Below are 26,905 nucleotides of genomic sequence, written 5' to 3'. Positions count from 1 at the left end.
CGGCATGGCCGAGACCACCGACACCACCGCCGAGCCCACTCCGCAGACCGGCACCTCGCGCGTCAAGCGCGGCATGGCCGAGATGCTGAAGGGCGGCGTGATCATGGACGTCGTCACGGCCGAGCAGGCCAAGATAGCCGAGGACGCCGGCGCGGTCGCGGTGATGGCGCTGGAGCGGGTCCCCGCCGACATCCGCGCCCAGGGCGGCGTCTCCCGGATGAGCGACCCCGACATGATCGACGGGATCATCGAGGCGGTCTCGATCCCGGTCATGGCCAAGGCCCGGATCGGTCACTTCGCCGAGGCGCAGGTGCTGCAGTCGCTCGGCGTCGACTACATCGACGAGTCCGAGGTGCTGACCCCGGCCGACTACGCCAACCACATCGACAAGTGGGGCTTCACCGTCCCCTTCGTCTGCGGTGCCACCAACCTGGGCGAGGCGCTGCGCCGGATCACCGAGGGCGCGGCCATGATCCGCTCCAAGGGCGAGGCCGGCACCGGCGACGTGTCCAACGCCGTCACCCACATGCGGACCATCCGGGCCGAGCTGCGCCGCCTGCAGTCGATGGAGCCCGACGAGCTCTACGTCGCGGCCAAGGAGCTGCAGGCGCCGTACGAGCTGGTCAAGGAGGTCGCCGCGGCCGGCAAGCTGCCGGTCGTCCTGTTCACCGCCGGCGGCATCGCCACCCCGGCCGACGCGGCCATGATGATGCAGCTCGGGGCCGAGGGGGTCTTCGTCGGCTCCGGCATCTTCAAGGCCGGCAACCCGGCCGAGCGTGCCGAGGCGATCGTCAAGGCCACCACGTTCTTCGACGACCCCGACGTCGTCGCCAAGGTCTCGCGCGGCCTGGGGGAGGCCATGGTCGGCATCAACGTCGACGACATCCCGGTGCCCCACCGTCTCGCCGAGCGGGGCTGGTGACCGCTCCCACCGTCGGGGTCTTCGCGCTCCAGGGTGACGTCCGGGAGCACCTGCGGATGCTGGAGTCGCTCGGCGTCCGGGCCCTCGGCGTACGCCGGCCGGCCGAGCTCGACCAGTGCGACGCCCTCGTGCTGCCGGGCGGCGAGTCGACGACCATGGCCAAGCTGGCCAGGACGTTCGAGCTCTTCGACGCGATCCGCAAGCGGATCGCCGGCGGCATGCCGACGCTCGGCACCTGCGCCGGGATGATCCTGCTCGCCGACCGGATCGTCGACGGTGCGGCCGGCCAGGAGACCTTCGGCGGGCTGGACGTGACCGTCCGGCGCAACGCCTTCGGCCGGCAGGTCGACTCCTTCGAGGGCGACATCGCGTTCGAGGGCATGGCCGGCTCCGTGCACGCCGTGTTCATCCGGGCGCCGTGGGTGGAGCAGGCCGGTCCCGGGGTCGAGCCGCTCGCCCGGGTGGCCGACGGCGCGGCCGCCGGTAGGATCGTGGCGGTCCGGCAGGGACACCTGCTGGCGACGTCCTTCCACCCGGAGGTGGGCGGCGACGCACGGGTGCACCGTCTGCTCGTGGACCAGGTCCGGTCTCGACCGGGCTCGACCGACGACTGAGAAGGAACGCATGTCCGGCCACTCCAAATGGGCGACCACCAAGCACAAGAAGGCGGTCATCGACGCCAAGCGCGGCAAGATGTTCGCCAAGCTGATCAAGAACATCGAGGTCGCGGCCCGCATGGGCGGCGGTGACCCCGGCGGGAACCCCACGCTCTACGACGCCATCCAGAAGGCGAAGAAGTCCTCGGTCCCCAACGACAACATCGACCGCGCGGTCAAGCGCGGGTCCGGGGCCGAGACCGGTGGCGCCGAGTACCAGACGATCATGTACGAGGGCTACGGACCCTCCGGCGTCGCGATGCTGATCGAGTGCCTCACCGACAACCGCAACCGCGCCGCGATGGAGGTCCGGACCGCGATGACCCGCAACGGCGGGTCGCTCGCCGACCCGGGCTCGGTGTCGTTCCTCTTCAACCGCAAGGGCGTCGTCATCGTCCCCGTGGACCAGGAGGGTCGGACGGTCGACGAGGACGACGTGCTGGAGGCGACGCTCGAGGCGGGCGCCGAGGACGTCAACGACCTGGGCGAGTCCTACGAGGTGATCTCGGAGCCGACCGACCTGGTCGACGTACGCACCGCCCTGCAGGCCGCCGGCGTCGACTACGACTCCGCCGAGGCGCAGTTCGTCCCCGACATGCAGGTCGAGCTCGACGCCGACGCCGCTGCGAAGGTCTTCCGCCTGATCGACGTCCTCGAGGACCTCGACGACGTGCAGAACATCTACGCCAACTTCGACGTCTCCGACGCGGTGATGGCGGAGCTCGACGCCTGAGCCAGCGCCCACTGCGCCGCGTGTGCCTGAGAACGGTCTGACGGCCGGTCTCAGGCACACGCGGCCAAGGTTCTCAGCGCTCGTACACCACCACCACCGACGGACGCGGGAAGCCCTCGCGGTTCGGCCAGGTGCTCGACGGGGTCTCGAAGGTCGCGCCGTTGGTCTCGCCCGGGTGCTGCGGGGCCAGGAACACCGACTTCCCGTCCGGGTGGATGAACGGGCCGCAGCACTCGGCCCCGAACGGCACGGTCGCGAACTGCTGCACCCGGCCGCGCTCCGGGCCCCGGACCGGCACCCGGAACAGGCCGTCGTTGGAGCCCAGCACGTTGCCGTCGGTGGAGATCCAGAGGTTGCCCTCGGGGTCGAAGGCCACGTTGTCGGGGCAGCTGATCGGGCTGACCTGCTCCTTCGGGAAGCCTGCGAAGTACGTCTCCGGGGCAGCCGGGTCGCCGCAGACCAGCATCAGGCTCCAGAAGAAGTCGCGGCCGGCGTGGTTGTCGTTGCCCGGCGTCATCTCCAGGACGTAGCCGTTGCGGTTGCCGCCCTGCGTCACGAGCGGAGCGCCCAGCGACGGGCGGGTCTGGGACTGGAAGAGCGGGTTCGCCTCGTCGGTCTCCTCCGGGGTGTCGCGGTTGGCGTTGTTGGTCAGCGCGCAGTAGACGCGGCCGTTGACCGGGTTGACCTCGATGTCCTCGGGGCGGTCCATCTTGGTCGGCGCGACCTGGTCGGCAGCGAGCCGCGTGTCGATGAGGACGTCGGCCACGCTGAAGCCCTCGACGAAGGACTCGGTGTCCGATGCCAGCGGGATCCAGGTGCCGGAGCCGTCGTAGCGCTCGTCGTCGAGGCCGTCCCCGTCGAAGCGGGCGACCGAGAGCGTGCCGGTGGTGAGAAGCCGAAGGTTGCGGCGACGCGCCCGCCGGGTGCCGGAGGGGTCGTAGGTGCCGGCGGAGACGAACCGGTAGATGTAGTCGAACCGCTCGTCGTCACCCATGTAGACGACGACCTTCCCGTTGTCGGCGATGGTGACGTTGGCGCCTTCGTGCTTCATCCGGCCGAGCATGGTGTGCTTGCGCGGCGTCGAGTCCGGGTCGTACGGGTCCAGCTCGACGATCCAGCCGTGACGGAACGGCTCGTGGGGCTCGACGGCGAGGTCGAAGCGCTCGTCCACCTCGTTCCAGCCGCGGCCGGTCCCGCTGATGCCGTAGCGGGCGTACGACGCGGTGTAGCGCGCGTCGAGCGGTCCGGAGGCGTCGAAGTAGCCGTTGAAGTTCTCCTCGCCCGAGAGCACCGTGCCCCAGGGGGTCAGGCCGCCGGCGCAGTTGTTGAAGGTGCCCAGCACCTCGCGCCCGGTCTCGTCCGCGGCCGTGCGGAGCCGCTCGTCGCCCGCTGCGGGGCCGACGAGCTGGAACTGCGAGCCGACGTGGAGGCGACGGTTGAGGGTGGTCTTGCGCAGCTTCTGCACGTTCCAGGAACCCGCCTTGCTGCCGCGGACGAGCTCGACGACCGACATGCCGTGCGAGGCCATCGCGATCCGCTTGATCGTCGCGGAGTCGTAGCGACCGGTCGGGAACATCAGCTGCTCGTCGGTGTACTCGTGGTTGGTGACGAGCACCCCGCCGCGCCTGTCCTCGGGGTGGGGGAGCACCCCCACGTAGTCGTTGTTGTAGCCGAACTGCTTCGCCGCCGCCTCGGGCGTCTGGTTGTCGACGTCGAAGCGCGGTGCCCCCTTCTCGACCGCGTCGCCCCAGCTGATGAGCACGTCGGCCCTGAACCCCCGGGGCACCGTGACCCGGTCACGGTTGTTGGGAGCGACGGGCTCGAAGCGCCACGTCCCCGCCGTGCGGCCGGCGACCGCGGCCGCCGCCAGGGGCGCGCCGCTCGCCAGGCCCGTGACGGTGAGCGCGCCGGCCCCGGCGCCGATCTTGAGCAGCGAGCGCCGGGCCAGCGCCCGCTCGGCCACCACGTGGAAGTCGGGGTTGTCGGTCGGGTTGGGCACCGGCTGGTCGCAGGCGTTGCCGCAGCGGTACTGGCAGGTCAGGTGGCTGCGGCTGCCGTGGCGCGTGACCGGCGTGATCGGCAGCAGCGTCCGCGCACCGGTGGGGCGGGCAGGAGTGATGGTCATGGGTCCTCCGAGGACGTCAGGGCTGGGCGGTTCCTCCCGCACTGTTGCCACGGCAGGGGGAGAACCGGTGACCTCGAGGTGAACGACACGGGAACGTGTGGCGGGGAGCGGGGGGACCCGCCGGGTCGGCGTGTCGTACGCCGATCGCGCCCCGGTCCACCTAGCGTGGACACGAACACCTGTTCGGACACCCGGCGCGGAAGGAGCGGTGCATGCGCGTGCTCGGGATCGACCCCGGTCTGACCCGCTGCGGCATGGGGGTCGTCGAGGGCTCGGTCGGTCGGCCGCTCCACCTCGTCGACGTCAACGTGCTGCGCACCTCCGCCGACCTCCCCGTCGCCCAGCGGCTGGTGACGATCGAGAAGGGCATCGACGCCTGGCTCGACGAGCACGCCCCCGATGCCGTCGCGGTCGAGCGGGTCTTCGCCCGCTCCGACTCCAGCACCATCATGGGGACCGCGCAGGCCAGCGGCATCGCCCTGGTCGTCGCGGCCCGCCGCGGCCTCCCGGTCGCCACCCACACGCCGAGCGAGGTCAAGGCCGCGGTCTCCGGGAGCGGCCGCGCCGGCAAGGCCCAGGTCGGTGCCATGGTGACCCGGATCCTGCGGCTCGACGCACCCCCCAAGCCGGCCGACGCCGCCGACGCGCTGGCGCTGGCCATCACCCACATCTGGCGGGGCGGAGCCCAGGCCCGGATCGAGGCCGCCGTCGCGGCAGCGAGGAGCAGGTCATGATCGCCTTCGTCCGCGGTGAGGTCGCCGAGGTGGGGCTGACCTCCGCCGTAGTCGAGGTCGGGGGAGTGGGCCTCGAGGTGATGTGCACCCCCGGCACCCTCGCCACCCTGCGGCCCGGCCGCAGCGCGACGCTGCCGACGAGCATGGTGGTCCGGGAGGACTCGCTGACGCTGTTCGGCTTCCTCGACGCCGACGAGAAGACCACCTTCGAGCTGGTGCAGACCGCCTCCGGCGTCGGCCCCAAGCTGGCGCAGGCGATGCTCGCCGTGCTGAGCCCGGACGACCTCCGCGCCGCGGTGGCCTCCGAGGACGTCAAGACGCTGACCCGGGTGCCCGGCATCGGCCAGAAGGGCGCGCAGCGGATCATCCTCGAGCTCCGCGACCGGATCGGCGCCCCGGTGGGCAGTGCCCGCCCCGCCGGCGCTCCCGCACCGGCCGCCGACTGGCGGACGCAGGTCCAGCAGGGCCTCGTCGGCCTCGGCTGGTCGGCCAAGGAGGCCGACAAGGCCGTCGACGCGGTGGCCGACCAGGCGGGCCCGGCGCCCGACGTGGGGTCGCTGCTCCGCTCCGCGCTGCAGACGCTGAGCAGGGCGTGAGGTGAGCATGGACCACCGCTTCGACGCCGCGACCGACGAGCTCTCCGCAGCCGAGGAGGCCCACCTGCAGCGGCTCACGGCCGCGGAGGCCGAGGGCGACGAACGCGTCGTGGAGGCCGCCCTGCGGCCCCGGTCGCTCGACGAGGTGATCGGCCAGTCGCGCGTCCGCGACCAGCTCGGCCTGGTCCTCGAGGCCGCCCGCCAGCGCGAGCGGGCGCCGGACCACGTGCTGCTCTCGGGACCCCCCGGCCTCGGCAAGACCACGCTGGCGATGATCATCGCCAGCGAGATGTCGACGCCGCTGCGGCTGACCAGCGGACCGGCGATCACCCACGCCGGCGACCTCGCCGCGATCCTGTCCGGCCTCAACGAGGGCGACGTGCTCTTCGTCGACGAGATCCACCGGATGTCGCGGCCGGCCGAGGAGATGCTCTACGTCGCGATGGAGGACTTCCGGGTCGACGTGGTGATCGGCAAGGGGCCGGGGGCCACGGCGATCCCGCTGGAGATCCCGCCGTTCACGCTGGTGGGTGCGACGACCCGCGCCGGCCTGCTGCCCGGCCCGCTGCGCGACCGGTTCGGCTTCACGGCCCACCTCGAGTTCTACGAGCCCCACGAGCTCGACCGGATCGTACGTCGGTCCGCGGGACTGCTCGACGTGGAGCTCACCGACACCGGCTCGACCGAGATCGCCTCCCGGTCACGCGGTACTCCCCGGATCGCCAACCGGCTGCTGCGCCGGGTCCGCGACTTCGCCCAGGTCCGGGCCGACGGGGTCGTGACCCTCGACGTCGCCCACCAGGCGCTCGACCTCTACGAGGTGGACCAGTCCGGGCTCGACCGGCTGGACCGGGCCGTCCTCGACGTGCTGTGCCGCAGGTTCGGCGGCGGACCGGTCGGCGTCTCGACCCTCGCCGTGGCGGTCGGCGAGGAGCGCGAGACGGTCGAGGAGGTGGCCGAGCCGTTCCTGGTGCGCAGCGGCCTGCTGGCCCGGACCCCGCGTGGCAGGGTCGCGACCCGGGCCGCGTGGGAGCACCTCGGGATGGCGCCGCCGCAGGGCGTCACCGCCGACCAGTCGCTCTTCGAGGAGTGATGACCGGCCGCCGCCTGGCGGTCGTTACACTTCAGCCTCGGCGGCAGCCCCTGTGCGCGGCCGTGTCCCCTGATCGTGTGTGAGAGGTTGTTGTCCCGTGAACGAGCTCGTCTCGCTCCTGCCCATCGTCGGTATCGCCCTGCTGTTCTGGTTCCTCATCATCCGGCCCCAGTCGAAGCGGCAGAAGGCGCTCGTCGCGCTCCAGTCCTCGCTCACCGTGGGCAACGAGGTGATGCTGACCTCCGGCATCTTCGGCGTCGTCGAGGCCCTCGACGACGAGCGGGTCACGCTGCGGATCAGCGACGGCGTCTCGGTCCACGTCGTGCGCGGCGCGGTGGCCAACGTGGTCCCGCCGGCCGAGCCGGAGACCCCGCCCGCGACGACGGAGGCCTGAGCCCCGTGCCGGAGACCAGCCCGGCGACCGCGCGGGCGACCGAGGCCCTGCAGCGGCTGGTCGTCGACGTCCCGGACTTCCCCGAGCCGGGGATCGTCTTCAAGGACATCAGCCCCCTGCTGGCCGACCACGACGGCTTCGTCGCGGTCATCGAGGCGCTCGCCTCCCACGGGCGCGACGGCGCCGGCGCACCGGTCGTCGACAAGGTCATCGGCATGGAGGCGCGCGGCTTCATCCTCGCCGCCCCGGTCGCGCTGTCGCTGCGCTGCGGCTTCGTCCCGGTCCGCAAGGCCGGCAAGCTGCCGCGGGAGACCCACGCGGTCTCCTACGCCCTCGAGTACGGCGAGGCGACCCTCGAGCTGCACCGTGACGCCATCGAGCCCGGGGAGCGGGTGCTGCTCGTCGACGACGTCCTCGCCACCGGCGGCACCGTCCGCGCGACCGCCGAGCTGGTCGAGCGCTGCGGCGGCGTACCCGTCGGGGTGGCGGTCCTCATGGAGCTCGGTTTCCTCGACGGACGCAGCCTCGTCGGCGACCTGCCGGTGACGAGCCTGATGACGGTCTGAGGGCCTCGCCCCCGGCCGTAGACTGACCAGATGAGCGAGGAGCGGACCACGGCCGTCGAACCGGTCACGACCGCCCGCAGCATGCGCTCCCGGCTGGCCCGGATGGGGACGCGGAGCCAACCGCAGAACCCGGTCCTGGAGCCGCTGTTCCGCGCGGTCCGCACCAACCACCCGAAGGCCGACCTCGCACTGCTCGAGCGTGCCTACCTCACGGCCGAGCGGCTGCACGCGACGCAGACCCGCAAGAGCGGTGACCCCTACATCACCCATCCGCTGGCGGTGACGACGATCCTCGCCGACATGGGCATGACCGAGCCCACCCTGGTGGCGGCCCTGCTCCACGACACGGTCGAGGACACCCCGTACACGCTCGCGGAGCTGACGTCCGACTTCGGCGAGGAGGTGGCGCTGCTCGTCGACGGCGTCACCAAGCTCGACAAGGTGAAGTACGGCGACTCGGCCCAGGCCGAGACGATCCGCAAGATGATCGTCGCGATGTCGCGCGACATCCGGGTGCTGGTCATCAAGCTCGCCGACCGGCTCCACAACATGCGGACGCTGCGCTACGTCAAGCGCGACTCCCAGGAGCGGACCGCCCGGGAGACCCTCGACATCTACGCCCCGCTGGCCCACCGGCTGGGCATGAACACCATCAAGTGGGAGCTCGAGGACCTGGCCTTCGCCACCCTCCACCCCAAGATCTACGACGAGATCGTGCGGCTGGTCGCCGAGCGCGCCCCCTCGCGTGGCCAGTTCCTCGGCCAGGTGATCGCCCAGGTCGAGAAGGACCTCAAGGACGCCAAGGTCAAGGCCAAGGTCACCGGACGGCCGAAGCACTACTACTCGATCTACCAGAAGATGATCGTGGGTGGCCGGGAGTTCTCCGACATCTACGACCTCGTCGGCATCCGGATCCTCGTCGAGGACGACCGCGACTGCTACTCCGCCCTCGGCGTCCTCCACTCGCGCTGGAACCCGGTCCTGGGCCGGTTCAAGGACTACGTCGCGATGCCGAAGTTCAACATGTACCAGTCGCTCCACACGACCGTCATCGGGCCGCAGGGCAAGCCGGTCGAGCTGCAGATCCGGACCTTCGCGATGCACCGTCGCGCCGAGTACGGCGTCGCCGCGCACTGGAAGTACAAGGAGGACGGCCGCAACGGCGTCGACACCGACCGCGCGGGCGACGTCGACGACATGGTGTGGATGCGGCAGCTGCTCGACTGGCAGAACGACGTCGAGGACCCGGGGGAGTTCCTGGAGTCCCTGCGCTTCGAGATCAACCGCGCCGAGGTCTACGTCTTCACGCCGCGCGGCGACGTCGTCGCGCTCCCGACCGGGGCCACCCCGGTCGACTTCGCGTACGCCGTCCACACCGAGGTCGGCCACCACACCATCGGCGCACGGGTCAACGGCAGGCTCGTGCCGTTGGAGTCCACGCTCGAGAACAGCGACGTCGTCGAGGTCTTCACCTCCAAGTCGCCCACGGCCGCGCCCTCACGCGACTGGCTGACCTTCGTGAAGTCCCCGCGGGCGCGCTCCAAGATCCGCCAGTGGTTCACCAAGGAGCGGCGCGAGGAGGCGATCGAGACCGGCAAGGACCAGATCGCCAAGCTGGTCCGCAAGGAGGGCCTGCCGCTCAAGCGGCTGCTCTCCCACGAGACGCTGACCCTGGCGGCCATCCACTTCAAGCTGGCCGACGTGACGGCGCTCTACGCCGCGGTCGGCGAGGGCAACCTCAGCGCCCAGGCCGTGGTCCGCAAGGTCATCGACCTGCACGGCGGCGACGACGGGGCCGCCGAGGACCTCTCGGAGGCCGTGACCATCACGGGTCGCTCCCGCAGCACCGCGGCTCCCGGTGACGCCGGCGTGATCGTGCGCGGCGCCGCCGAGGTGTGGGTGAAGCTCGCGAAGTGCTGCACGCCGGTCCCGCCCGACGACATACTCGGCTTCGTCACCAAGGGTGGCGGGGTGTCGGTCCACCGCAAGGACTGCACCAACGCCGCCAGCCTGCTGAGCCAGCCCGAGCGGCTGCAGGACGTGGAGTGGGCCCCCACCGGGCAGTCGATGTTCCTGGTCAACATCCAGGTGGAGGCGCTCGACCGCGCCCGGCTGCTCTCCGACATCACCATGGCGCTCTCCGACGCCCACGTGAACATCCTGAGCGCCCAGCTCACGACCACGCGTGACCGGGTCGCCAAGAGCCGCTTCAGCTTCGAGATGGCGGAGTCCAAGCACCTCGACAATGTGCTCCGCGCGGTGCGCTCCGTGCCGGGCGTCTTCGACGCCTACCGCGTCACCCAGTAGCCCCTCCGGGTGGGCACCACCGCCGATCGGCCACACCTGCGTCGTTCCGCACCGCGCACCGGTCCCGGCTCCCTAGGGTCAGGAGTGCTCGACCACTGACGTGGGGGCGGGCGGTACGGCGGCGCGGGGTGCCGGCGTACCGCCGGTCGGGTCAGCCGGAGAAGTCCGCCGAGGCCCGCCGGGCCATGTCGAGGAACGACTGGCGCGAGGCGAGGTTCTCCTCGAGGTCCTTGACCAGCTTCTCGTTGCCCGCCGCGCGGGCGGCGTCGAGCTCGGCCTGGATGTCGGCGATCGCGGACTCCAGCTTGGAGACCATGTCGTCGGCACGGGCCGACTTCTCCGGGTCCGTGCGCCGCCACTGCTCCTCCTCGACGGAGCGGATCTCCTGCTCCACCTTGCGCATCCGGCCCTCGAGCTCCTTGATGCGGTCCCGCGGAACCTTGCCGGCGGCCTCCCAGCGCTCGGCGATGTCGCGCAGCCCGCGCTTGGCCGCGGCGAGGTCGGTCACCGGCAGCAGCGCCTCGGCCTCGACGAGCAGCGCCTCCTTGACCTCCGCGTTGGCTGCGAACTCCTGGTCCTGCTCGGCCTGCGCGGCGTCGCGGGCACCGAAGAAGGTGTCCTGCGCGCCCCGGAAGCGCTGCCAGAGCCGTTCGTCCACGTCGCGGGGGGCGGGTCCGGCGGCCTTCCACTGGCGCATCAGGTCGCGGAAGGCTCCCGCGGTCCCACCCCAGTCGGTCGAGTCCGCGAGCGCCTCGGCCTGGGTCGCCAGCCGCTCCTTGACGACCCGGGCGGACTCGCGCTTCTCGCTCTGCTCGGCGAAGTGCGCCTTGCGGCGCCGGGTGTACGTCGTGCGCGCGGACGAGAACCGCCGCCACAGCGCGTCGTCGGAGGCCCGGTCGATGCGGGGCAGCGCCTTCCACTGGTCGAGCAGGTCGCGCAGCTTGTTGGCGCCGTTGCGCCAGTCGTTGCCCTCGGCGATCCTCTCCGCCTCGGCGGCGATGCCCTCCTTGGCGTCCCTGGACTCGGCGGCCTTCTGGGCCTTCTCCTCCTTGCGCGCCTTGCGCTGGCTCGCCAGCACGGGGGAGAGGGCGTCGAGTCGCCCCGAGAGCGAGCCGAGGTCACCCACGGCGTTCGCCTCGACGACCTGGCCGCGGACGGTCTTGATCGCCTCGACCGCCTCGTCGGGTGACAGCACGCCGGCGTTGACCCGCTGCTCGAGCAGCTGGACCTCGAGGGCGAGCGCGTCGTAGCGCCGGGTGTAGAACGCCAGGGCGTCCTCGGGAGAGCCCTCGGGATACTGGCCGACGGCACGTTCGCCGTCAGCGGTCCTGACGTAGACCGTGCCGTCCTCGGCGACTCGTCCCCACTCGTGGCTGGTCACGTGAGTTCCTCTTCGTTCAGTTCGATCCGTGTGATCTCCGGGCGCAAGCCCCCATGCTAGTCACGCGCCGGACGCCGATGCGTCGCCGCTCCACCCTGCTCGATAGTGTGCGGGGGTGTTCATCGCCGGCTTCCCCGCAGGTCCGTGGGGCACCAACTGCTACGTCGTGGCCACCGGCGCAGGCCAGGAGTGCGTCGTGGTCGACCCCGGCAAGGACGCCGCCGAGGGGGTCGCCCAGGTCGTGCGCGAGCACGGCCTCAAGCCGGTGGCGGTGGTGGCGACCCACGGCCACCTCGACCACATCTGGTGCGTCACCCCCGTCTCCGGCGCCTACGACGCGACCGCGTGGATCCACTCGCGCGACCGGCACCTGCTCACCGACCCGCTGGCCGGCATGAGCGACGACACGCGGGCGATGATGCCGCAGCTGCTCGGTGGGGCCGAGCACCAGTGGCTGGAGCCCGACGACGTCCGCACGCTCGACGACGCCAGCACGCTGGAGCTCGCCGGCGTGACCTTCACCGTCGACCACACCCCCGGCCACACCGAGGGCTCGGTCACCTTCCGGATGCCCTACGACGGCGAGGTGTCGCAGGTGCTGTTCTCCGGCGACCTGCTCTTCGCGGGGTCGATCGGGCGTACCGACCTGCCCGGCGGCGACCACCCGACGATGCTGCGCAGCCTGCGCGACAAGGTGCTGCCGCTGGCCGACGACGTCGTCGTGCTGCCCGGGCACGGGGAGCAGACCTCGATCGGGCGCGAGCGGACCACCAACCCCTACCTCCTCGAGCTCGCCGACAGCGGCGAGGCGGGACGAGTCACCCGAGGACTGTGACGCACGCATGGCCACCAGGATCAGCCCGCTGAGCGGGTTCCCCGAGCTGCTGCCCTCGCAGCGCGCCGTCGAGCGCGAGGTGATCGCCTCGCTCTCGCGCACCTTCGAGCTGCACGGTTTCGCCAACATCGAGACCCGGGTCGTGGAGCCGCTCGACCGGCTCGCCAAGGGCGGCGAGATCGACAAGGAGATCTACGTCCTGCGACGGCTCCAGGCCGAGGACGCGGGCGACGACACCGGTCTGGGCCTCCACTTCGACCTCACGGTGCCCTTCGCCCGCTACGTGCTGGAGCACGCGGGTCACCTCGAGTTCCCGTTCCGCCGGTTCCAGGTCCAGCCGGCCTGGCGCGGCGAGCGCCCGCAGGAGGGTCGCTACCGCCAGTTCACGCAGGCCGACGTCGACATCGTCGGCCGTGACGTGCTGCCCTTCCACCACGACGTCGAGGTGATGGGCGTGATGGTGGCGGCGCTGGCCGCGCTGCCGCTGCCGCCGGTCTCCTTCCAGTTCAACAACCGCAAGCTGATCCAGGGCTTCTACCGCGGTCTCGGCATCGCCGACGTCACCGAGGCGATCCGGGTCATCGACAAGCTCGACAAGCTGCCGGCCGAGGAGGTCGCCACCCAGCTCGTCGAGCGGGTCGGGGCCACGCCCGAGCAGGCGCAGCGCTGCCTGGACCTGGCGACCATCCGGGTCCCCGACACCTCGTTCGTGGAGCGGGTCCGGGCGCTGGGCGTCGAGGACGAGCTGCTCGACGAGGGCCTGGCCGAGCTGGCCGCCGTCGTCGAGGGGTGCGCCGCCGGAGCCCACGGTGGTGTGAGCGTCGAGGCGAACCTGCGGATCGCGCGCGGGCTGGACTACTACACGGGCACCGTGGTCGAGATCTTCATGAGCGGTTACGAGCGGCTGAAGTCCGTCGGCGGCGGGGGCCGGTACGACGCTCTCGCGAGCGACGGCAGGACGACGTACCCGGGAGTGGGCGTGTCGTTCGGCGTCTCCCGCACGCTCGTCCCGCTGATCGCCGACGGCGTGCTCTCCGGGAGCCGGCCGGTCCCGAGCGCCGTGCTGGTGGCGCTCACCGACGAGGACGCGCGTCCCGCGAGCGAGTCCGTCGCCCGCTCGCTGCGGGCCCGCGGCATCCCCTGCGAGGTCGCCCCGGCGCCGCAGAAGTTCGGCAAGCAGATCCGCTTCGCCGAGCGGCGCGGCATCCCCTACGTCTGGTTCCTCCCCGTGGCCGGGGGAGAGGGCCACGAGGTGAAGGACATCCGCAGTGGCGACCAGGTCGCCGCCGATCCCGACACCTGGTCACCCCCGGCCGAGGACCTCCGTCCGACCATCGTCACCACCGAGGAGCAGCAGTGATCCGCACCCACGACGCCGGCACGTTGAGTGCCGCCAACGTCGGAGAGACCGTCACCCTGGCCGGCTGGGTCGCGCGCCGCCGCGACCACGGCGGCGTCGCGTTCCTGGACCTCCGTGAGGCCAGCGGCGTGGTGCAGGTCGTCGTGCGCGACGAGGCCGTCGCCCACAGCCTGCGCAGCGAGTTCTGCCTCAAGGTCACCGGGGAGGTCGGCAAGCGCCCCGAGGGCAACGCCAACCCCAACATCCCCACCGGCGAGATCGAGGTCGTCGCCACCGACGTCGAGGTGCTCAGCGCGGCGGCGGCGCTGCCGTTCCCCATCGACGAGCACGTGGAGGTGGGGGAGGAGGCGCGGCTCAAGCACCGCTACCTCGACCTGCGTCGCCCCGGCCCTGCCGCTGCGCTCCGGCTCCGGAGCAAGGTCAACAAGGCCGCGCGGGACGTCCTCGACGGCCACGGCTTCGTCGAGATCGAGACCCCGACGCTGACGCGCTCGACCCCCGAGGGCGCGCGCGACTTCCTGGTGCCGGCACGGCTGCAGCCCGGCAGCTGGTACGCCCTCCCGCAGAGCCCGCAGCTGTTCAAGCAGCTGCTCATGGTGGCCGGCATGGAGCGCTACTTCCAGATCGCCCGCTGCTACCGCGACGAGGACTTCCGGGCCGACCGTCAGCCGGAGTTCACCCAGCTCGACATCGAGATGAGCTTCGTCGAGCAGGACGACGTGATCGCGCTGTCCGAGGAGATCTTGACCGCGCTGTGGCGGCTCGCCGGCCACGAGATCACCACCCCGATCCCGCGGATCACCTACGCCGACTCGATGGCCCGCTACGGCTCGGACAAGCCCGACCTGCGGATGGGCCAGGAGCTCGTCGACTGCACGGCGTACTTCGCGAACACCCCGTTCCGGGTCTTCCAGGCCGACTACGTCGGCGCCGTCGTGATGCCGGGCGGGGCGTCGCAGCCCCGCAAGCAGCTCGACGCCTGGCAGGAGTGGGCCAAGCAGCGCGGCGCGCGCGGGCTGGCGTACGTCCTGGTGCAGGAGGACGGCGAGCTCACCGGGCCCGTCGCCAAGAACATCACCGACGAGGAGAAGGCCGGGATCGCCGCCCACGTGGGGGCGCAGCCCGGCGACTGCATCTTCTTCGGTGCCGGCGCCGTGAAGTCGAGCCGGGCCCTGCTCGGGGCGGCGCGGCTGGAGATCGGTCGGCGCTGCGGCCTGATCGACGAGAGCGCCTGGTCGTTCGTGTGGGTCGTCGACGCGCCGCTCTTCGAGCCGACGGGTGACGCCACCGCTGCCGGGGACGTGGCCGTGGGCAGCGGTGCCTGGACGGCGGTGCACCACGCGTTCACCTCGCCGCAGGACGTCGAGACCTTCGACTCCCAGCCGGGCGAGGCGCTCGCCTGGGCCTACGACATCGTCTGCAACGGCAACGAGATCGGCGGCGGGTCGATCCGTATTCACCGCGAGGACGTGCAGAAGCGGGTCTTCGAGGTCATGGGCCTGGGTGCCGACGAGGCGCAGGAGAAGTTCGGCTTCCTGCTCGACGCCTTCAAGTACGGCGCCCCGCCGCACGGCGGCATCGCCTTCGGGTGGGACCGGATCGTGGCGCTGCTCGCCGGCACCGACTCGATCCGCGACGTCATCGCCTTCCCCAAGTCCGGCGGCGGGTTCGACCCGCTGACCGCGGCGCCGGCGGCGATCACGCCCGAGCAGCGCAAGGAGGCCGGTGTGGACGCCGAGCCCGCTCCCCGCGAGGCTGGCGCCGAGGGCTGAGGACGGCCTCAGGAGCTCCCGAGGACCTCGTCGAGGAGGGCCTGCCGCTGGTCGGACCAGCGCTGCCAGTGCTGCGCCTCCTGCACCTGCAGGGAGCGCAGCTCGGCGAGCGTGGCCTGGTCGGGGGAGGGTCCGGCGTCGCCCCACAGCCGGAACCGGGTGATCGCTGTCTCGACCCCGAGCTGCGCCTCCCGGTGTGCCGCGACGAGGCGCTCGTCGCCGAGCGCGACCTCACCGAGCTGCTCGGAGAGATCGGCCAGCGGAGCCACGACCAGCGCCTCCATCGAGGCCGCGCGGGTGGTGTCGTCCAGGTTCGGGTCGGCCGTGATCTGCTGGGCCTGAGCCGCGGCCCGGGCATAGGTGTCCAGCAGCTGCGGCACGGTCTCCGACTCGTACGCGACCAGCTCGGTCCGGAGCGCCTCCGGCCGCTCATCGGCGGTGGGGTCGGCCACGGTCAGCAGGCCGGCGGGATCCGCGGGGCCGACCAGCACGTCACGTCCTGCGACCGCCGTCGCGCCCCCGGCCAGGGCCAGGGGTAGGCAGAGCGCCAGCGCCAGCAGCGGGAGCGGTCGGGGCGCCGGTGACGCGTCCGGCCGGCGGCGACGTACGGCCGAGGCGACCAGCGCGGCGACCGGAGCCGTGAGCAGGCACGCGTAGAACCCCAGCACCGCCGCGGGACGCAGGAACTCGGCGGCCAGCCGGCCGTCGACCGGCCCGCCGAGGGCGGTGTTGAGGGTCATGAAGCCCAGGAGCGCGCAGAGCACCGCCACCGGGGCGCCCAGCAGCGCCGCACCGGCGCCACGGGTCCGTGCGGCGAGCACCAGCGCCACCAGCACCGCCGCAGCACTGAGTGCGGCCGACCACTGGTAGGCCAGGAACCGCTGGAGCGTGGCCTGGTCGCTCGCCGCGGGGCCGGCGGCGACCCGGTAGGCCACGACCGTCGTGGCGGCCGCGGAGCCGGCCAGCGCGCCGACCAGGAGCGTCCGGACCGCGAGCGAGGGCGCCTCGGGCCACGCCGTCGCCTCGCCCTCCACCAGCCAGCGGGGGGCGGGGCGACCGCCGGGGCGCAGGCCCATCGCAGCCGCCGCCGCGACGGCCAGCACCCCGACGACCGCGACGGCCCACCAGGGGGACAGCGTCGACATCAGTGCCTCGCGCCCGAGCGCCCAGCCGCCGAGGTCGACGGCGCTCTGGAAGACGCTGCAGGCCCACAGCACGGTGCTGAACAGCAGCGAGTTCACGACCAGCGCGACCAGCCAGGCCGGCCGGGCGCGCGGGACGCGGGGGGCGGCGTCGGCCCACAGGTGGGCGAGCCCCGCGCTGACGAGCACCGCGCCACCGCCGGCCAAACCGGTGACGAGCAGCCAGCCGGGGGCGTCCACCCCGGTGAGCGTCCCGATGCCCGCCTGCTGCAGCGAGACCGCCTGGCCCAGGACCAGCCCGACGCCGGTGCCGACCGCCACCCCCGTCGTCGACACGGGCCGCTCCTCGAGGACCCCGTAGAGGATCGCCCGCCACACGCCGAGTCCGACGGAGCCGGCCAGCATCGGGCCGAGGAGGGCAGCGGCGAGCAGGTAGCCGACGACCACCTGCCCGGAGCCGGCGAGTGCAGGGGTGAGGGCAGCCACCAGGAGCGGTAGCGCGGCGGCGGACAGGAACCCGCCGGTGAGGCCGTCGAGCAGTCCGGTCCGGGTGACGAGGGTGGGCGCCTCCAGGGCGGCCACCCTTCTCGGGGGATCGGGATGCTTCGCCAGCAGGCGGCCGAGCGTCGACCCGGTGTGCGGGCGCAGCCGGCGTACGAGCCCCAGGACGGCGTCGGGCCCGTCGAGGAGCTGGGCGGCGCGCAGGTCGGCGTCGTGCTCACGGGTGCGCAGGAGCTGGCTGGAGAGCAGCGCGACGACCACGACCAGCAGGCCGACCCGCCACACGTAGCTGCCCAGGATCGAGTAGTCCTGCACCACGAGGCCGACGACGACGGGCAGTGCCAGCAGCGGGGCCAGCGCCCACCACACGAGGCGGGTCAACCAGGCGAGCGGGACGTCCCGGTGCCGGACGTGCGCCAGCTCGTGGGCCACCAGGGGGTCGAAGACGGCCGGGTCGCGCCAGCGCACGGCCGCCGCGGGCGGAAGCGCCACGCGGTAGTGGCCGGGTGCTCCGAACGTGAAGCCGTCCCGCTGGTCGGTCGCGCCGAGCACGGGGACCACGCGCGCCGTGACGCCGGCGGCACCGGCCAGGGCGGCGAACCGTTCGGCCGCGCCCCCGAGCGCGGGCGGGAACGGCCGCAGTCGACGCCGGCGTACGACCACCAGTGGTGCCAGCCACATCAGGGCGACGGCGGCGGCCGCGACCGTGACCGCACCCAGGGCCGTCACCGCGGCGCGGGTGCGCTCGACGTCGGCGGTGCAGGCGCTGAAGGCACGGCTGCTCGTGACCAGGTCGGTGGAGGTCTCGAGGCCGCTGGTGCGGTTGAGGCAGACCGCCACCGTCTCCTGCCACGAGTCGCCCCACACCATGGTGTGGACGTAGTTGCCCACGAACAGGCCCGATGCGAGCAGTGCGGCCACGAAGACGAGGTAGCGCGACGTCGTGGGGCTGGGATAGCCGAGCACGTCGGGGCGGGCGCCCTCCGGAGCGTCCGGGGGGCGGGTCTCGGCGACCATGGCGCGGCGGTGTCAGGCGGCGGTGACCAGGCCGCCGACGACGGAGTCCGCGAGCAGGCGCGCCTGGTCCTCGGGCAGGCCCAGGTCGCTGGCTCGGGCCAGGGCGACCTCGCGGACCCGTCGTGCCTGCTCGGGGGTGACCGGCGGCACGGTCGGGGCGTCCTTCGGCTCCTCGCTCCGGCCGGCCCGGAACAGCCGCCGGACCAGGTCCGTGATGACCGGCGTCGCCTCGGCCTTGGCGGTGGTGGCCACCGTCTGGACGAGGAACGCCAGGACCGGCGTCGCGACGGCCAGCACGTACGGCGTGAGCAGGGCCAGGTCGAGGCCGAAGCCGACGGACTCGTCGCGGCGGGCGGGGTCGAGGACGGCGTCGGGGTCGCGGAAGTAGTCGGCGGCGGTCTGGTCGAAGAGGACGAGCTCCTCGGGAGCGGCCTGCTCGAGCACCGTCCGCGCGAAGTCGCGCACCAGGTCCTCGTCACGGGCGGGGTCGACGGGGGGAATCTCGGCTGCCACGAGCACCACCTCCGTGGTGTGTCGCTGTGGCGGCCCCGAGCGGGTCGCTCCTCGAGTGTCCCACCGCGGGCCGTGGCGCGCGAGCCTCGTAGGCTGCTGGTCGTGGAAGGCCTCTTCGACGTCCCGGGCGTGCCGGACTCCCGCCAGGGACCCGGGAGCGGATCGCTCGGCGTCAACACCCACTCCTCGGCGCCGTTGCCGGTACGGATGCGACCCCGGACGCTCGACGAGCTCGTCGGGCAGGAGCAGCTGCGGGCCCCCGGCTCGCCGTTGCGGCAGCTGATCGAGGGCGACCAGGCCACCTCCTTGCTGCTCTGGGGGCCGCCGGGGACCGGCAAGACCACGATCGCCGCCATCGTGAGCCAGCAGACCGACCGCCGGTTCGTCGAGGTCTCGGCGGTGTCGGCGGGCGTGAAGGAGGTGCGCGCCGCGATCGACGCGGCCCGCGCGGAGCTGAGCCGGGGCGGCAGCGAGACGGTGCTGTTCGTCGACGAGGTGCACCGCTTCAGCAAGGCGCAGCAGGACGCGCTGCTGCCGGGGGTCGAGAACCGCTGGGTCACGCTGGTGGCGGCCACGACGGAGAACCCGTTCTTCTCGGTGATCTCGCCGTTGCTGTCCCGGAGCCTGCTGCTGCGGCTGCAGCCGCTGACCGACGACGGCGTCCGGGCCGTGATGGAGAACGCGCTGGTCGACGAGCGGGGGCTGGCGGCGGAGTACCAGCTCGACGAGGACGCCCGCGAGCACCTCGTACGACTGGCCGGTGGCGACGCCCGTCGCTCCTTGACCTACCTCGAGGCGGCAGCCCGGGCCGCCGGTGCCCGTGGTGCCGCGACGATCGACCTGGAGTCGGCGGAGGCGGCCGTCGACCAGGCGGCCGTGCGCTACGACCGCCAGGGGGACCAGCACTACGACGTGGTCAGTGCGTGGATCAAGTCGATGCGGGGATCCGACGCCGACGCGGCGCTGCACTACCTGGCGCGGATGATCGAGGCGGGGGAGGACCCGCGCTTCATCGCGCGCCGCCTGGTCGTCCACGCCAGCGAGGACGTCGGGCTCGCCGACCCGACCGTGCTCCAGACCGCCGTGGCGGCCGCGCAGGCCGTGCAGCTGATCGGCATGCCCGAGGCGCGGATCAACCTCGCCCAGGCGACCATCGCGCTCTCGGTCGCTCCGAAGTCGAACGCCGTGATCAAGGCGATCGACCAGGCGATGGCGGACGTCCGGGCGGGCAAGATCGGCACGGTGCCGGCCCACCTGCGCGACGCCCACTACGGCGGGGCCGGCGACCTCGGCCACGGCAAGGGGTACGTCTACAGCCACGACGCGCCGTACGGCATCGCCACCCAGCAGTACGCCCCCGACGCGGTGTCCGGCGCGCGGTACTACCAACCCACCACCCTGGGCGCCGAGGCCGCCGTCGCCGAGCGGTGGGACCGGATCCGCAAGCTGGTGCGGGGCGAGTAGGTCACGGTGCCTGGGCGGCTGGGCGCCGGGCGGGTACTCCCCGAACCTCGTGTCGTCTCCGGTGACGATCAGCGACCGAAGATCCGGGGACTACGCACAAGGCCCACCAGACCGGACCGCCCGCGAATCGCCCGATAGGGTCGGACCCCATGACGTGGGAGTGGCTCGTGCTCGGTGGGCTGGCGCTGGTCGCGCTCGGCCTGCTGGTGGCGCTGGCCCGCCTCCGCGCCCGGACGACCCGCGAGCTGGACCTGGCCCGGGCCGAGGCCGAGGAGCTCCGTCGCCGGCTCGACCGGCTGGAGCTCGAGCGGAGCCGGCCGATGGCCGACGAGCAGGAGTTCCGGATCACCAGCGTCGGTGGTCTCGAGCCGGGAGCAGCCACCAACGAGCCGTCGGAGCCGGTGCAGCTGGAGCGCGCGGTCTTCGCCGACCTGGTGCTGCGGGAGAGCGTCATCAGGCTCGGCTCGCTGGCCCACGGCGTACGCCGGGCGCTGGCTCCCGAGGCACGCCACCGGATCCGCTTCGAGATGAAGCGCGAGGTCAAGCGAGCGCGCAAGCAGCGTCGGACCGAGATGCGCGCCGCCCACCGCGAGTGGCAGGCGCGGCAGCGCGAACAGCTCACCGACGACGACGTCAAGGAGTCGGCATGAGCCGCGGGCTCTGGTTCGTCGCCGGCGCCGGCGCGGGGATCTACGGCATGGTGCGGGGCCGCCGCGCTGCGGAGGCGTTCACCGCCGACGGGCTCCAGGACCGGTTCAACGCGTTGTTCCTCGGCGCCCGGCTCTTCCGCGACGAGGTCGCCCAGGGTGCCGCCGACCGCGAAACCGAGTTGCGGGAGCGCTTCGGCGTCCTGCCTCATGGGACACCACAGCTGCCCACACCGGGACGCTCCCCTTCCGAGCGCTCCACCCCCCAAGAGACTGGAGAGGTCACCACCTGATGGACACCGCGGAGATCCGCCGCCGGTTCACGGCCCACTTCGAGCGCGCCGGCCACACCCCGGTCGCCTCGGCGTCGTTGCTGCTCGACGACCCCAACCTGCTCTTCGTGAACGCCGGCATGGTGCCCTTCAAGCCGTACTTCCTCGGCCAGGAGACCCCGCCCTACGACCGGGCGGTCAGCGTCCAGAAGTGCGTGCGCACCCCCGACATCGAGGACGTCGGCAAGACCACCCGCCACGGCACCTTCTTCGAGATGTGCGGGAACTTCTCCTTCGGCGACTACTTCAAGGAAGGGGCCATCGAGCTCGCGTGGGACCTCGTGACGAAGTCGCGGGACGACGGCGGCTGGGGGTTCGAGGAGGGCCGGCTCTACCCCTCCATCCTCGACGGTGACGACGAGGCGCTCGGGCTCTGGAAGAAGGTCACCGGGCTGCCCGACGACCGGATCATCCGGCTCGGCCCCAAGGAGAACTACTGGTCCATGGGCGTGCCCGGGCCGGGTGGGCCGTGCTCGGAGATCCTCTACGACCGCGGTCCTGCGTACGGCCCGGACGGCGACTTCTCCGCCGAGGACCGCTACCTCGAGTTCTGGAACCTCGTCTTCATGCAGGACGAGCTCAGCGCGGTGAGGTCCAAGGAGGACTTCGACATCTCCGGCTCGCTGCCGAAGAAGAACATCGACACCGGCATGGGCCTCGAGCGGGTCGCCTTCCTGACCCAGGGCGTCGAGAACATGTACGAGATCGACGTCATGTTCCCCGTCATCGAGAAGGCGATGGAGCTGACCGGACGTCGCTACGGCGCCGACCACACCGACGACGTCCGGTTCCGCGTCGTCGCCGACCACGTCCGCTCCTCGATGATGCTGATCAGCGACGGCGTCTCGCCCGGCAACGAGGCCCGCGGCTACGTCCTGCGCCGGCTGCTGCGGCGTGCCGTCCGCTCGATGCGGCTGCTCGGCTTCGAGGACCGCGCGCTGCCCGAGCTGCTGCCGATCTCCCGCGACCGGATGGCGGAGACGTACGCCGACCTCCACCGCGACTGGGAGCGGATCTCGACCATCGCGTACGCCGAGGAGGACACCTTCCGGCAGACCCTGCGCGCCGGCACCGCGATCTTCGACCTCGCGACCACCGAGGTGAAGCAGTCGGGCGGCGCCCAGCTCTCCGGGGCCAAGGCGTTCAGCCTCCACGACACCTACGGCTTCCCGATCGACCTCACCCTCGAGATGGCGTCCGAGCAGGGCCTCAGCGTCGACGAGGAGGGCTTCCGGCGGCTGATGACCGAGCAGCGCGACCGCGCCAAGGCCGACGCGCGTGCCAAGAAGGGCCAGCACCGCGACGCCAGCGCCTACCGCGCGATCGCGGACGGCATGGGCCGCTCCGTGGAGTTCACCGGCTACGCCGAGGTCGTGTCCGAGGGCTCGGTGCGCGGCATCGTCTCGGCCGGCGGCGCCGTGGAGTCCGCGCGCGAGGGCGACGAGGTCGAGCTGGTCCTCGACCGGACACCCTTCTACGCCGAGGGCGGCGGCCAGCTCGCCGACCAGGGCGTGATCGAGCTCGAGAACGGCGCCCGGATCGAGGTGCGCGACGTCCAGTCGCCGATCAGCGGCCTGATCGTCCACCAGGCGAAGGTGCTCTCGGGCGAGGTGGCGCTCGGCGTGGGCGCCCAGTCGCTCGTCGACGTCGAGCGGCGGCGCTCGATCTCGCGCTCCCACACCGCGACCCACATGGTCCACAAGGCCTTCCGGGAGGCGCTCGGCGAGACCGCGACCCAGGCGGGTTCGGAGAACAGCCCGGGCCGGTTCCGGTTCGACTTCTCCGCCACCGGGTCCGTCCCGGCCTCGGTGATGGCCGACGTCGAGGCGCGCGTCAACGCGCTCGTGCTCGACGACCTGTCGGTCCACGCCGAGCTGATGACGCAGGAGGAGGCGGTCAAGTCGGGGGCGATGGCCCTCTTCGGTGAGAAGTACGGCGACCAGGTGCGGGTGATCTCGGTCGGCGACTGGGCCCGCGAGCTCTGCGGCGGCACCCACGCAGGCCGCTCGGGCCAGCTGGGCGTCATCAAGCTGCTCGGCGAGTCGTCGATCGGCTCGGGCGTACGCCGGGTCGAGGCCCTGGTCGGCGGCGACGCCTACCAGTTCCTCGCCCGCGAGCACGTCCTGGTCGCCCAGCTCTCCGAGGCGCTCAAGGTCCGTCCCGAGCAGCTGCCCGAGCGCGTCCACGACATCGTCGAGAAGCTCCGGGTCGCCGAGAAGGAGATCGAGAAGGTACGCGTCCAGCAGCTGCTCGGCGCCGGCGCCCAGCTGGCCGAGGCCGCGGCCGACGTGGCCGGCGTCAAGGTCGTCGCGCACCGCGCCTCCGGCGCCGGGGGCGGCGACGTCCGCCAGCTGGCGCTGGACGTGCGCGGTCGGCTGCCTGCCGACCAGCCCGGCGTGGTGGTCGTGATCGGCACTCTGCAGGACGAGGGGGGCGCCGGCAAGGTCGCGGTCGTCGCGGCGGTCAACGACGCCGCCCGGGGGCGTGGGCTCAGCGCCAACGCGCTCGTGGGCGCGATCGGTCCGCTCGTCGGTGGTCGTGGCGGCGGGAAGGACGACGTCGCCCAGGGCGGCGGCAGCGACACCTCCCGGATCGACGAGGCGCTCGCCCTCGTCCCGACCGAGGTCGGCCGCACTGTCGGCGCCTAGGACGGCTTGATGCGCCACGGCGTACGGCTCGGGATCGATCCCGGTGACGCCCGCATCGGCGTCGCGCGGAGCGACCCGACGGGCTTCCTGGCCACGCCGGTCGAGACCGTGCGGCGGGGCAAGGGCGACCTGGCCCGGATCGCGCGCCTGGTCCACGAGGAGGAGGCGGTCGAGGTGGTCGTCGGGCTGCCCCGCTCGCTCTCGGGCGGGGAGGGCCCTGCGGCGGCCAAGGTGAGGGACTTCGCGGGTCGGCTGGCCCAGCGGGTCGACCCGGTGACGGTGCGTCTGGTCGACGAGCGTCTGACGACGGTTTCCGCTGAGGCTATGCTGCGCGACCGGGGGAAGAAGGGACAGCAGCGTCGGGCCGTCGTCGACCAGGCCGCCGCCGTGATGATCCTTCAGCACGCACTGGACACCGAACGTGCCACGGGAGTGCCCCCCGGGGAACCCGTCGAGAGGGATGGATGAGCGAGATCGACCAGCAGGCGGAGACTCCCGAGGAGGAGTACTACGAAGGCGGTGCGCGCCGACGCAAGAAGCGACGCAGCCTCCCGGGCTGCCTCGCCGTCCTCGTGGCGCTCGCGATCGTGGTGGGCGGTCTCTACTTCGCGGTGAGCAAGGGCGTGGACCTGATCCGCGACCAGTTCGCCGACCCGGAGGACTTCGCCGGGCCCGGTCGCGGCAAGGTCGTCTTCGAGGTGCAGGAGGGTGACTCCGTCGCCGAGATGGGCCGCGGGCTCAAGAACGCGGGAGTGGTCGCGTCCGTCCAGGCCTTCCTCAACGCCGCCACCGCCGAGGGCGAGGCCGCCAACGCGATCCAGGTCGGCTTCTACCAGATGAAGAAGCAGATGGCCGCGGCCGACGCCGTGGACGTCCTGGTCGATCCCGAGAACATCCTCCGCAACTCCGTCACCGTGCCGGAGGGGCTGCGCGTGGACGACATCATCGAGGTCCTCGCCAAGGAGACCGACTTCTCCGCCGCCCAGTACCGCAAGGTGCTCGACAACCCCGCGAAGATCGGCCTCCCCGACTACGCCGAGGGCAACGCGGAGGGCTACCTCTTCCCGTCGACCTACGACTTCGGCCCGAAGGAGACCCCCACCTCGATCCTGCGCACCATGGTCGAGCGCTGGCAGCAGGCCGCGGACGAGAACGACCTCGAGGGGGCGGCCGCCGAGCTCGGCTACACCCCCCACGAGCTGATGACGGTCGCCAGCCTGATCGAGGCCGAGGCCAGCCGTGAGGAGGACCGCGGCAAGGTCGCCCGGGTGATCTACAACCGCATCGAGAACCCCGGCACCGCCGGCACGGTGGGGCTGCTCCAGATCGACGCGACCATCAACTACGCCCTCGACCGCGACCTCGGCTTCGCGATCTCCCCGGAGGACCGCGCCTTCGAGTCGCCCTACAACACCTACGTCAGCGAGGGGCTGCCCCCGGGACCGATCGAGGCCCCGGGTGACGCGGCCATCGCAGCGGCGGGCAACCCGACCGCGGGCGACTGGTACTACTACGTCACGGTCAACCTCCGGACGGGCGAGACGAAGTTCGCGGAGACCTACGACGAGTTCCTCACCTACGACGCGGAGTTCGAGGCCTACTGCGAGACCTCCGACGCCTGCTGAGGCGGCCGGACCATGCGCTGCGCCGTCGTCGGTGACCCCATCGGGCACTCGCTGTCGCCGATCCTCCACCGGGCGGCGTACGCCGCCGTCGGCCTGGACTGGGCCTACGACGCCCACCGGGTCGTGGCGGGCGGGCTCGCGGGGTTCGTGGCGGGTCTCGACGAGACGTGGCGCGGGCTCTCGGTCACCGCACCGCTCAAGCGGGAGGCGCTGGCGCTCGGGGACGTGGTCACCGACCGGGCACGTCTGGCCGGCGGTGCCAACACCCTGCTGCGGAGGGACGGGAGCTGGACCGCGGACAACACCGACCTGCCCGGGGCGGCGGCCGCCGTGCGCGAGCGTTGGGACGGACCGGTCGCGACCGTGACGGTGCTCGGCGGCGGCGCCACGGCGGCGTCGGCGGCACTGGCGATGTGCGACCTCGGGGCCACCTCGGTCCGGCTGCTGGTCCGCTCGGCCGCGCGTGCCGCCGAGACGGCCGCCGCCATCGGCCGGCACCCCTCCGCCCCGGACGTGGAGGTCGGCGACCTCGGTGATGCGGTGGTCGGCGAGGTCGTGGTCTCCACGGTGCCCGTGTCGGCCCAGGACGCGGAGCTGGTCAGCCGCTGCGCGGCCGCGCCGGTGGTCTTCGAGGTGCTCTACGACCCGTGGCCCACCCCGCTCGCCGCCGCCGCAGCCGGTCGGGTCCTGGTCTCCGGACTCGACCTGCTCGTCCACCAGGCTGCCCTCCAGCTGACCCTGTTCACCGGGGAGCCGGCGCCCCTCGCGGAGATGCGTCGGGCGGGGGAGGCGGCACTGGCCGCCCGGGGGAGCAGCGCGTGACCCCGACGATCGTCCTGGGCGCCGCGCTCGCGGCCGGCCTCGGTGGGCTGCTGGTCCCGCGGCTGATCGCGCTCCTGCCCGAGCCCGACCTCGCCGAGGACGCCGAGCCCAAGCCGCCGTACGCCGAGATCGGCGCCCGTCCCGGCCTGGCCTGGCGCGCCGCGCTCGCGTGCACGCTCGCCGGCGGTCTGCTGGGTGCCTCGGTCGGTCGCGACTGGTGGCTGGCGGTGCTGGTGCTGCTCGTCCCGGTCCTGGCCGCGCTGTCGGTCGTCGACTGGCACACCAAGCTGCTGCCGTCGCGGCTGGTGCTCCCGGCGACGGCGTTCGCCGTGGTCGCCGCGCTCGCCGGCTGGGGCGTCACCGGCGACACCGACGACCTCGTCCGGGCCGGCCTGGGCCTGGTCATCGCCCGGTCGCTCTTCTGGGTGCTGTGGTTCGTCCACTCGGCCGGCATGGGCTTCGGCGACGTCCGCCTCGCTGCGCTGCTCGGCATCGCGCTGGGCCACCTCGGCTGGGGCGAGCTGGCGGTCGGCGTCTACTCCGGGTTCCTCGTCTTCGGCATCCCCGGGCTGGTCCTGGCCGTCGTGCGCCGGGACCGCCGGCTGCTCCGCGCCGCCTACCCGTTCGGGCCGTTCATGGTGCTCGGGGCGCTGGTGGGGGTGCTCACCGGGCCGTGGGTCGCCTCGTATCTCGGCTGGGGCTGACCCGCGCAGCCGCGCG

At 72.6% G+C, this 26,905-nt stretch carries 24 protein-coding genes; 20 read left to right on the top strand and 4 right to left on the bottom strand.

The genetic code is table 11. The features are described 5' to 3' along the window. Nucleotides 1–4 precede the first annotated feature (4 nt). From pdxS to EXE57_RS03240, 3 genes are read left to right on the top strand one after another with little or no spacing between them, the layout of a single operon-like run. Entirely contained in the window at nt 5–922 is a 918-nt protein-coding gene (pdxS, locus tag EXE57_RS03250; RefSeq protein WP_135073960.1) for a pyridoxal 5'-phosphate synthase lyase subunit PdxS, read from the top strand. Further along, nucleotides 916–1,536, top strand: a complete 621-nt coding sequence (gene pdxT / locus EXE57_RS03245; RefSeq protein ID WP_135080572.1) for a pyridoxal 5'-phosphate synthase glutaminase subunit PdxT — start codon at nt 916–918, stop codon at nt 1,534–1,536. The genes pdxS and pdxT overlap by 7 nt, the downstream gene beginning before the upstream one ends. 10 nt (nt 1,537–1,546) lie before the next feature. Beyond that, entirely contained in the window at nt 1,547–2,311 is a 765-nt protein-coding gene (locus EXE57_RS03240; protein ID WP_135073958.1) for a YebC/PmpR family DNA-binding transcriptional regulator, read from the top strand. A 73-nt stretch (nt 2,312–2,384) separates the two neighbouring features. Here the strand turns inward: EXE57_RS03240 and EXE57_RS03235 are convergent, their stop codons facing one another. After that, nucleotides 2,385–4,436 carry a PhoX family protein gene (locus EXE57_RS03235; protein WP_135073956.1) on the bottom strand — a complete coding sequence of 684 codons (2,052 nt, stop codon included), beginning with the start codon at nt 4,434–4,436 and terminating at the stop codon, nt 2,385–2,387. Between the two features lie 212 nt (nt 4,437–4,648). On the opposite strand from EXE57_RS03235, the gene ruvC reads away from it, so the two are divergent. The 6 genes from ruvC to EXE57_RS03205 all read left to right on the top strand — a co-directional run bounded on the left by ruvC (nt 4,649) and on the right by EXE57_RS03205 (nt 10,126). Then, a complete protein-coding gene (gene ruvC / locus EXE57_RS03230) occupies nt 4,649–5,170 on the top strand; it encodes a crossover junction endodeoxyribonuclease RuvC (protein ID WP_135073954.1) in 522 nt (173 codons plus the stop codon). Next, on the top strand, nt 5,167–5,766 hold the full coding sequence (gene ruvA / locus EXE57_RS03225) for a Holliday junction branch migration protein RuvA (RefSeq protein ID WP_135073952.1): 600 nt from the start codon (nt 5,167–5,169) through the stop codon (nt 5,764–5,766). Before ruvC ends, ruvA begins: the two co-directional genes overlap by 4 nt. Nucleotides 5,767–5,773: 7 nt before the next feature. Then, the gene (gene ruvB / locus EXE57_RS03220; RefSeq protein WP_135080570.1) at nt 5,774–6,859 is read left to right on the top strand and encodes a Holliday junction branch migration DNA helicase RuvB; all 1,086 of its coding nucleotides are present in this window, start codon (nt 5,774–5,776) and stop codon (nt 6,857–6,859) included. Nucleotides 6,860–6,956: 97 nt separating this feature from the next. After that, nucleotides 6,957–7,253, top strand: coding sequence for a preprotein translocase subunit YajC (gene yajC / locus EXE57_RS03215; protein WP_167305800.1), 297 nt, complete (start codon nt 6,957–6,959; stop codon nt 7,251–7,253). A gap of 5 nt (nt 7,254–7,258) precedes the next feature. Beyond that, on the top strand, nt 7,259–7,819 hold the full coding sequence (locus tag EXE57_RS03210) for an adenine phosphoribosyltransferase (RefSeq protein ID WP_135073948.1): 561 nt from the start codon (nt 7,259–7,261) through the stop codon (nt 7,817–7,819). An 81-nt stretch (nt 7,820–7,900) separates the two neighbouring features. Further along, the gene (locus EXE57_RS03205) at nt 7,901–10,126 is read left to right on the top strand and encodes a RelA/SpoT family protein (protein ID WP_135080568.1); all 2,226 of its coding nucleotides are present in this window, start codon (nt 7,901–7,903) and stop codon (nt 10,124–10,126) included. 151 nt (nt 10,127–10,277) lie between these two features. Here the strand turns inward: EXE57_RS03205 and EXE57_RS03200 are convergent, their stop codons facing one another. After that, the gene (locus tag EXE57_RS03200) at nt 10,278–11,507 is read right to left on the bottom strand and encodes a DUF349 domain-containing protein (protein ID WP_135073946.1); all 1,230 of its coding nucleotides are present in this window, start codon (nt 11,505–11,507) and stop codon (nt 10,278–10,280) included. A gap of 115 nt (nt 11,508–11,622) precedes the next feature. Here EXE57_RS03200 and EXE57_RS03195 point away from each other — a divergent pair, with 115 nt between their 5' ends. Genes EXE57_RS03195 through aspS form a run of 3 tightly spaced genes read left to right on the top strand, consistent with a single transcriptional unit; the run spans nt 11,623 to nt 15,474 of the window. After that, entirely contained in the window at nt 11,623–12,342 is a 720-nt protein-coding gene (locus tag EXE57_RS03195; RefSeq protein ID WP_135073944.1) for an MBL fold metallo-hydrolase, read from the top strand. 7 nt (nt 12,343–12,349) lie between these two features. After that, a complete protein-coding gene (hisS, locus tag EXE57_RS03190) occupies nt 12,350–13,702 on the top strand; it encodes a histidine--tRNA ligase (RefSeq protein WP_135073942.1) in 1,353 nt (450 codons plus the stop codon). After that, nucleotides 13,699–15,474 (top strand): aspartate--tRNA ligase, encoded by a 1,776-nt coding sequence (aspS, locus tag EXE57_RS03185; protein ID WP_135073940.1) that lies wholly within the window; start codon nt 13,699–13,701, stop codon nt 15,472–15,474. The genes hisS and aspS overlap by 4 nt, the downstream gene beginning before the upstream one ends. Nucleotides 15,475–15,482: 8 nt before the next feature. On the opposite strand, the gene EXE57_RS03180 is transcribed toward aspS, so the two are convergent. Continuing rightward, complete coding sequence (locus EXE57_RS03180; protein WP_135073938.1) at nt 15,483–18,134, bottom strand: M48 family metalloprotease; 2,652 nt, start codon at nt 18,132–18,134, stop codon at nt 15,483–15,485. Nucleotides 18,135–18,146: 12 nt separating this feature from the next. After that, a complete protein-coding gene (locus EXE57_RS03175; RefSeq protein ID WP_135073936.1) occupies nt 18,147–18,647 on the bottom strand; it encodes a hypothetical protein in 501 nt (166 codons plus the stop codon). Nucleotides 18,648–18,743: 96 nt separating this feature from the next. On the opposite strand from EXE57_RS03175, the gene EXE57_RS03170 reads away from it, so the two are divergent. The 8 genes from EXE57_RS03170 to EXE57_RS03135 all read left to right on the top strand — a co-directional run bounded on the left by EXE57_RS03170 (nt 18,744) and on the right by EXE57_RS03135 (nt 26,889). Then, entirely contained in the window at nt 18,744–20,111 is a 1,368-nt protein-coding gene (locus tag EXE57_RS03170; protein ID WP_425271709.1) for a replication-associated recombination protein A, read from the top strand. A 149-nt stretch (nt 20,112–20,260) separates the two neighbouring features. Beyond that, a complete protein-coding gene (locus EXE57_RS03165; protein WP_135073934.1) occupies nt 20,261–20,761 on the top strand; it encodes a hypothetical protein in 501 nt (166 codons plus the stop codon). Then, entirely contained in the window at nt 20,758–21,051 is a 294-nt protein-coding gene (locus EXE57_RS03160) for a DUF6167 family protein (RefSeq protein ID WP_208542949.1), read from the top strand. The genes EXE57_RS03165 and EXE57_RS03160 overlap by 4 nt, the downstream gene beginning before the upstream one ends. Continuing rightward, the gene (gene alaS / locus EXE57_RS03155; protein WP_135073932.1) at nt 21,051–23,738 is read left to right on the top strand and encodes an alanine--tRNA ligase; all 2,688 of its coding nucleotides are present in this window, start codon (nt 21,051–21,053) and stop codon (nt 23,736–23,738) included. Before EXE57_RS03160 ends, alaS begins: the two co-directional genes overlap by 1 nt. 9 nt (nt 23,739–23,747) lie before the next feature. Continuing rightward, a complete protein-coding gene (ruvX, locus tag EXE57_RS03150) occupies nt 23,748–24,206 on the top strand; it encodes a Holliday junction resolvase RuvX (protein WP_135073930.1) in 459 nt (152 codons plus the stop codon). Further along, complete coding sequence (gene mltG, locus EXE57_RS03145) at nt 24,203–25,363, top strand: endolytic transglycosylase MltG (protein WP_135073928.1); 1,161 nt, start codon at nt 24,203–24,205, stop codon at nt 25,361–25,363. Before ruvX ends, mltG begins: the two co-directional genes overlap by 4 nt. Nucleotides 25,364–25,375: 12 nt before the next feature. After that, a complete protein-coding gene (locus tag EXE57_RS03140; RefSeq protein ID WP_135073926.1) occupies nt 25,376–26,185 on the top strand; it encodes a shikimate dehydrogenase in 810 nt (269 codons plus the stop codon). Continuing rightward, entirely contained in the window at nt 26,182–26,889 is a 708-nt protein-coding gene (locus tag EXE57_RS03135; RefSeq protein ID WP_135073924.1) for a prepilin peptidase, read from the top strand. The genes EXE57_RS03140 and EXE57_RS03135 overlap by 4 nt, the downstream gene beginning before the upstream one ends. Nucleotides 26,890–26,905: the final 16 nt, after the last annotated feature.

The sequence above is a fragment of the Nocardioides euryhalodurans genome, from assembly GCF_004564375.1.
Lineage (GTDB): Bacteria > Actinomycetota > Actinomycetes > Propionibacteriales > Nocardioidaceae > Nocardioides > Nocardioides euryhalodurans.
Note: the sequence above shows the minus strand (reverse complement) of the source record. Positions and strands in the feature narration are given on the sequence as shown.